The organism is Streptomyces sp. NPDC033845, from assembly GCF_055576225.1.
The window spans coordinates 388617-394946 of the sequence record NZ_JBVIRI010000007.1 but is presented as its reverse complement, the minus strand read 5'-3'; the positions used below and the strand labels follow the sequence as shown (position 1 = coordinate 394946).

Here is a 6330-nt window from a genome sequence, read left to right as displayed (position 1 = left end):
CGCTTCCTTCGTTGTTGCGTTTCCGACTCTATCAGATCTTTTCGGACCCGATTTCCTCGGTGCTTTCCAGGTTCTCGCTTTCGCGTTTCCCTTTCCGGCGGTTCCGACTCTATCAGACTCTTTCGGGCCTGACTCCCAGTCAGCGGGGTTTGTCTTCCGGGCTGTTGGGCCCTTCCGACGAGGTGAGACCTTAGCGGATTCCCCGGCTCCCGACCTAATCGGGGCCGGCCCTCTCGGGCACGGATTCCTCATTCGCAAATACGCATGAAAACGAGACGACACAGTGCGTCGTTCGTTCGAATGGGTCTTGCGGAATGGCTGTCCGGGGACCGACCGGGGTCGGCGCTCACTTCGGACAACTCGAAGAACCTTACGGACCTGGGACAGGTGTGTCAACCCCCGGCGGGCCGGTGCCCGCCGGGGGTGGCCGGGGCGGTCAGCTGTTGCCGGAAGCCAGTTCCCGGCTGCGGTCCCGGGCGGCTTCGAGGGCCGCGATCAGGGCGGCCCGTACGCCGTGCTTCTCCAGCTCGACGATCGCGTTGATGGTGGTGCCGGCCGGGGAAGTCACGGCCTCGCGGAGCTTCACCGGGTGCTCTCCGCTGTCGCGGAGCATCACGGCCGCTCCGATCGCCGCCTGCACGATCAGATCGTGGGCCTGGGCGCGGGGCAGGCCCAGCAGGATGCCGGCGTCGGTCATCGCCTCGACGAGGAAGTAGAAGTACGCGGGACCGGAGCCGGAGAGGGCGGTCGCGGCGTCCTGCTGGGACTCGGGGACCCGGAGGGTCTTGCCGACGCTGCCGAAGATCTCCTCGGTGTGCAGGAGGTGGGCGGCGGTGGCGTGGCTGCCGGCGGAGATGACGGACATGGCCTCGTCCACCAGGGCGGGGGTGTTCGTCATGACGCGGACCACCGGGGTGCCGCTCGCCAGCCGCTCCTCGAAGAAGGCGGTGGGGACGCCGGCCGCGCCGCTGATCACCAGGCGGTCGGCGGGGACGTGCGGGGCGAGTTCCTCCAGGAGCTTGCCCATGTCCTGCGGCTTGACCGTGAGGATCAGGATGTCGGCGCGCTTGGCGGCCTCGGCGTTGGTGACGGCCTCCACCCCGTAACGGGTGCGGAGCTCCTCGGCGCGTTCCGGGCGGCGGGCCGTGACGAGGAGCTTCCCGGCGGGCCAGCCGCCGCGGATCATCCCGCTGAGGAGGGCCTCGCCGATCTTGCCGGTACCGAGGACTGCGACTGTCTGGGTCATGCGGACTCACCTCGCCGAGCGGTCTGTGCTGATCCGCTCATCCTCGCACCCGGTGCCGTTCCCGGGCCCTGCTGTCCGCTCCGTGGTCAGGGCGGGACGGGGAGGGTCGGGGCGGGGAGGGTCGGGGCGGTCGGGCCGTCAGGCGGTGCGGCGGCGGAGGGTGGCGGCGCCGAGGGCCAGGACCAGCAGGGCGCAGCCGGCGACCACGGTGACGTCGAGGACGAAGGCGGCGGTCATGTCGGTGTGGGTGAGGACCTGGTTCATGCCGTCGACGGCGTAGGACATGGGGAGGACGTCGGAGAGGGCGGAGAGGACCGGCTGCATGGCGTCGCGGGCGGCGAACAGGCCGCAGAGCAGCAGCTGGGGGAAGATCACGGCCGGCATGAACTGGACGGCCTGGAACTCGGAGGCGGCGAAGGCGGAGACGAAGAGGCCGAGGGCGGTGCCGAGGAGGGCGTCGAGGAGGGCCACCAGGAGGAGCAGCCAGGGGGATCCGACCACGTCGAGTCCGAGCAGCCAGAGGGCGGTGCCGGTGGCGAGCAGGGACTGGAGCACGGCCATGGCGCCGAAGGCGAGGGCGTAGCCGGCGATCAGGTCGCCCTTGCCCAGGGGGAGGGCGAGGAGGCGTTCCAGGGTGCCGGAGGTGCGTTCGCGGAGGGTGGCGATGGAGGTGATCAGGAACATGGTGATGAGGGGGAAGATGCCGAGCAGGGCGGCGCCGATGCTGTCGAAGGTCCGCGGGCTGCCGTCGAAGACGTAGCGGAGCAGGACCAGCATCAGGACCGGGACCAGCAGCATCAGGGCGATGGAGCGCGGGTCGTGGCGGAGCTGGCGCAGGACCCTGGCGGCGGTGGCGGTGGTGCGGGCGGCGTTCATCGGGTCCCCTCGGGGGTGGTGGCCGCCGGGTCCGTGGTGGTCGTGGTGACCGCGGTCGCGGCGGAGATCACGGCGGTGGTCGCGGCGGTGGTCGCGGCGTCGACCAGGCGGAGGAAGCCGGCTTCGACGGTTTCGGATCCGGTGCGGGTGCGGAGGGCTTCGGGGGTGTCCTGGGCGAGGATCCGGCCTTCGCGCATCAGGAGGAGTTCGTGGCAGCGCTCGGCCTCGTCCATGACGTGGGAGGAGACGAGGAGGGTGGCGCCGCGGGTGCGGGTGATCTCGTGGAAGAGGTTCCACAGGTCGCGGCGGAGGACCGGGTCCAGTCCGACGGTGGGTTCGTCGAGGACCAGGAGTTCGGGGGTGCCGAGGAGGGCGACGGCGAGGGAGACCCGGCTGCGCTGGCCTCCGGAGAGCCGGCCGGCGAGGGCGTCGGCGCGGCTGGTGAGGTCCACGTCGGCGATGGCCCGGCGGACGGTTTCGGCGCGTCGGCCGGCGGCGGCGCGGCCGGGGTCGAGGACGGCGGCGAAGTAGTCGAGGTTCTGGCGGACGGTGAGGTCGTCGTAGACGGAGGGTGCCTGGGTGACGTAGCCGATGCGGGAGCGGAGGGCGGGGTGGCCGGCGGGGCGGCCGAGGACGTCGAGGGTGCCGGTGACATGGGCCTGGGTGCCGGCGATGGAGCGCATCAGGGTGGACTTTCCGCAGCCCGAGGGGCCGAGCAGGCCGGTGATGCGGCCGCGCGGCACCTCGAAGTCGAGGGTGTCGAGCACGGTGCGGAGGGTGCGGCCGGTGCCGCGGCGGACGGTGAGGCCGCGGGCCCGGACGGCGGGGCCGGGAGGGTCCTCGTGAGCACCCGGGGTTTTATTCATCATGTGATGAATAATGCTCCTGGGGGTGCCGGGGCGTCAACCGGTGTGCGGAGCGCCCTTACTTCTTGCGCTTGGGGCGGCGGGCCGCCGGATTGCCGGTACGGGCGCTGCGGCGGCGGGTGTACTCGCGGACGGCCGTCTCGTACTCGGTGCGGTGCAGCTTCTCGCCCGGCGCCTCGGTCAGGCAGCGCAGGAAGTAGGCGATCAGGGAGCCGATGAAGCCGATCGCCTTCAGGCCCTTGAGGGAGGCCTCGTCGGAGGAGGGCCTGGGGCGGCGGGAGAAGGAGTCCCAGGTCTTGGCGAAGGCGATGGCGCTGCAGACCGCGAAGAGCACCACCACGGAGATGGAGAGGAACGGGCCGACGTCGCCGATCTCCAGGCCCTCGTAGGCGAACCGCAGCAGCAGTGCGCCCGCCACCGCGGTGACGAGCGAGCCCGCCGCCATGCCCGCGCGGCGCAGCGCGTAACCGCCGTCGTGGTCGACCCAGGTGGTGCCGAAGAACTTGATCGGCTCGGGCTGGGGGCCCTCGGGGACCGCGGGGGCGGCCGGCTCGGCGGGGCTCTGGTCTCGCTGCTCGTCGCTCACATCAGCGATTATCCCCCGCGCGGCGCGCGGAGCGGGGGTGCGGCCCACCCACCGGACACCCCCGGGCCGCCTCCTTCCGGAAGGGACGGCCTAGCCGCAGCGGACCGCCACGTATCCGTCGCTGCCGGTCTTGACGTAGGTGTCGGAGACGAACTCGCCGTTGCCCACGCAGTCCCAGATGGAGGAGGTGCCGTAGGGGCCGGTGACCCGGGTGCCGGTGGTCTGGCAGTTGATCGTCACCCAGGCGTTGTACGGGAGGACCCGGACCACGGAGTACTGGGTGCCGGGGCCGCTGCGGACGTTCACCCGGTAGCCGGGCGCGACCGGAAAGGACGGGTAGCCGCCGCCCGCGGCCTCGGCCGCCGTTTCGGCTGCGATTGGCTGGTTCTCGACCGACATTCCGATCCCCCCTGTGGTGCGTCCCCCGACAACTCGCGCAGGGTAGCAGGCTCCTGCGGGATGCCAGGGGCCATCGGCTAGGCTCCGGCGGGGGTGGTGGGCGATGCAGTCGCTGCGCGCGGAGCAGTCCGGATTTCCCGAGTACGCCGGTCACTACCGGCTGGAATCCGTACTCGGTTCCGGCGGCATGGGAGTCGTCCATCTGGCCACCTCCGCCTCCGGGCTCAGACTCGCCGTCAAGGTGGTCCACGCGGAACACGCGGTGGACCCGGAGTTCCGTGCCCGATTCCGGCAGGAGATCGCCGCCGCCCGCCGGGTGAGCGGGGCCTTCACCGCTCCCGTGGTCGACGCCGACCCGGACGCCGAGCGGCCCTGGATGGCCACCCTGTTCATCGACGCGCCGACCCTCGCCGAGCAGGCCCGGGAGCGGCTGCTGACCGGGCCGGAGCTCGCCCGGCTGGGCGCCGGACTGGCCGAGGCCCTGCGCGACATCCACCGGGCCGGGGTGGTGCACCGGGATCTGAAGCCCAGCAACGTGCTGATGGCGGCGGACGGCGCGAAGGTGATCGACTTCGGGATCTCCCGGCCCTACGACAGCGATCTGCGCACCGAGACCGGGAAGCTGATCGGCACCCCGCCGTTCATGGCGCCCGAGCAGTTCCAGCGGCCCCGGGAGGTCGGTCCGGCGGCGGACGTGTTCGCGATGGGCGCGGTCCTGGTGCACGCGGCCACCGGGCGGGGGCCCTTCGACTCCGACAGCCCCTACATCGTCGCCTACCAGGTGGTGCACAACGAGCCCGATCTGACCGGGGTGCCGGCCGGGCTGACCCCGATCGTGGAGCGGTGCCTGGCCAAGGACCCGGCCGCGCGGCCGTCCGCCGACGAGCTGATCGTGGCGCTGCGGGCGGCCGCCTATCCGACCTCGGAGGACACCCGGGCCTTCATACCGGCTCCCCGGCGGCCGGCGGTGCCCGAGGTGCCCGAGGAGGTCACCCACCGGCGGGTGGCGGCCGGTGCCGCGCCGCGCGCGGGCGCGGGGCGGCGGGGCCGGGTGCTGCGGGGCCGGGGCCGGGTGCTGCGGGGGGCCGGGATGCTCGGGGCGGGGCTGCTGCTGGTGGGGGGCGCGGTCGGCGGGTACGCCTGGTTCGGTCCGCAGGACGCGGTGGCCGGCGGACCCGGCGGGTCGCCCGGGCCGGGGTCGAAGGCCTCCGGCGAGCCGCGATCGGCGGCGGCGTTCACGCCCTGGACCGCGCGGTTGGGCGGGCCGTCGGCATCGGCGACCGCGTCGGAGTCGAGCCGGGCGCCGGCCTGTTCCTGGGCGGCGGGCGGTCTGTACTGCTCGGGCGCGGGGGTGGCGGCGGCCCGGCTGGACCCGGCGGACGGGACGGTGCGGTGGAGCGTGCCCGCGGCGGGTGGATCCGGGAGCGGCAAGGGCGGTACCGGGACGGGGCGGCCGGGGGCGCCGCTGTCGGCCGGCGGTCTGGTGCTGGTGCCGCCGGACGGCGGCGGTCCGCTGCGGGCGCTGGACCCGGCGACCGGGGCGCAGCGCTGGAGCAGGCCGCTGCCGTCCGGCGCGCAGGTGGTGCCCGCCGGATCGCGGGTGCTGCTCGCGGGGGTGGACGGCCGGGTGACCGCGCTGGACGCGGCCGACGGGCGCGAGCGGTGGTCGGCGAAGGTGGGCGGGACCGGTTCGGTGTGGTGGCCGGGCGAGGACTCGGTGTATCTGGCGACCCCCGACGCGGACGGTTCCGGCAGCCGGGTGGCCGCGGTGGATCCGGCGGACGGCGGTGTGCGGTGGCGGCTGCGCGCGGAGGGTCTGCTGCGGCCGGTCGGGGTGGCCGACGGCGGGCTGTACCTGATGGTGGGCGATCTGCGGGAGCGGACCGGGGCGGTGCTCCGGGTGGACCTGCGCAGCCGTACGGTGCGCAGGCTGCCGCTCTCCGTGCCGTTGCTCCAGGCGCAGGGCTCGGTGGGGCGGGACGGGACGGTGTACCTGTTCGGGACGTCCGGGTCGCTGGCGGCGGTCCGGCCCGGCGGCGGGGGCTGGCGGCTGGAGACCGGGGTGAGCGTGGCCTCCCGGCCGGTGGCCGCCGACGGTCTGGTGCTGCTCGCGGCCGGGGACGGCCGGCTGCTGGCCGTGGACGCGGCCGCGGGCCGGCTGGTCGGCCAGACCGATCCGCGGATGGGTACCGGCCGGGACACCTACGCGGGCACCCGCCCGGCCCCGGTGGCCGCCGCCGGCCGGGCCTTCGCCACCGCCCCGGACGGCACCGTGTTCGCGGTCCCCACGGCCGGCCCCGCCTCCTGGTGAGACGCGTCGGCCCCCGGCCTGAGGGGCCGGGGGCCGTTCGCGTGCG

Annotated in this window: 6 protein-coding genes; 1 reads left to right on the top strand and 5 read right to left on the bottom strand. The window is 73.9% G+C overall.

Going from position 1 to position 6330, the window contains the following annotated elements; all coding sequences use genetic code 11:
- Positions 1–436: 436 nt before the first annotated feature.
- The 5 genes from proC to ACZ50K_RS18495 form a co-directional block, all read right to left on the bottom strand.
- Positions 437–1246 (bottom strand): pyrroline-5-carboxylate reductase, encoded by an 810-nt coding sequence (gene proC / locus ACZ50K_RS18515; RefSeq protein ID WP_468903975.1) that lies wholly within the window; start codon positions 1244–1246, stop codon positions 437–439.
- 138 nt (positions 1247–1384) lie between these two features.
- Positions 1385–2122: an ABC transporter permease gene (locus tag ACZ50K_RS18510; protein WP_468903972.1), complete on the bottom strand. Its 738-nt coding sequence runs from the start codon at positions 2120–2122 to the stop codon at positions 1385–1387.
- On the bottom strand, positions 2119–2991 hold the full coding sequence (locus ACZ50K_RS18505; RefSeq protein ID WP_468903969.1) for an ABC transporter ATP-binding protein: 873 nt from the start codon (positions 2989–2991) through the stop codon (positions 2119–2121). Before ACZ50K_RS18505 ends, ACZ50K_RS18510 begins: the two co-directional genes overlap by 4 nt.
- Before the next feature lie 55 nt (positions 2992–3046).
- Positions 3047–3574: a hypothetical protein gene (locus ACZ50K_RS18500; RefSeq protein WP_468903967.1), complete on the bottom strand. Its 528-nt coding sequence runs from the start codon at positions 3572–3574 to the stop codon at positions 3047–3049.
- A gap of 90 nt (positions 3575–3664) precedes the next feature.
- A complete protein-coding gene (locus ACZ50K_RS18495) occupies positions 3665–3973 on the bottom strand; it encodes a peptidase (protein ID WP_468903965.1) in 309 nt (102 codons plus the stop codon).
- A 103-nt stretch (positions 3974–4076) separates the two neighbouring features.
- Here ACZ50K_RS18495 and ACZ50K_RS18490 point away from each other — a divergent pair, with 103 nt between their 5' ends.
- Positions 4077–6284, top strand: coding sequence for a serine/threonine-protein kinase (locus ACZ50K_RS18490; protein ID WP_468903962.1), 2208 nt, complete (start codon positions 4077–4079; stop codon positions 6282–6284).
- Positions 6285–6330: the final 46 nt, after the last annotated feature.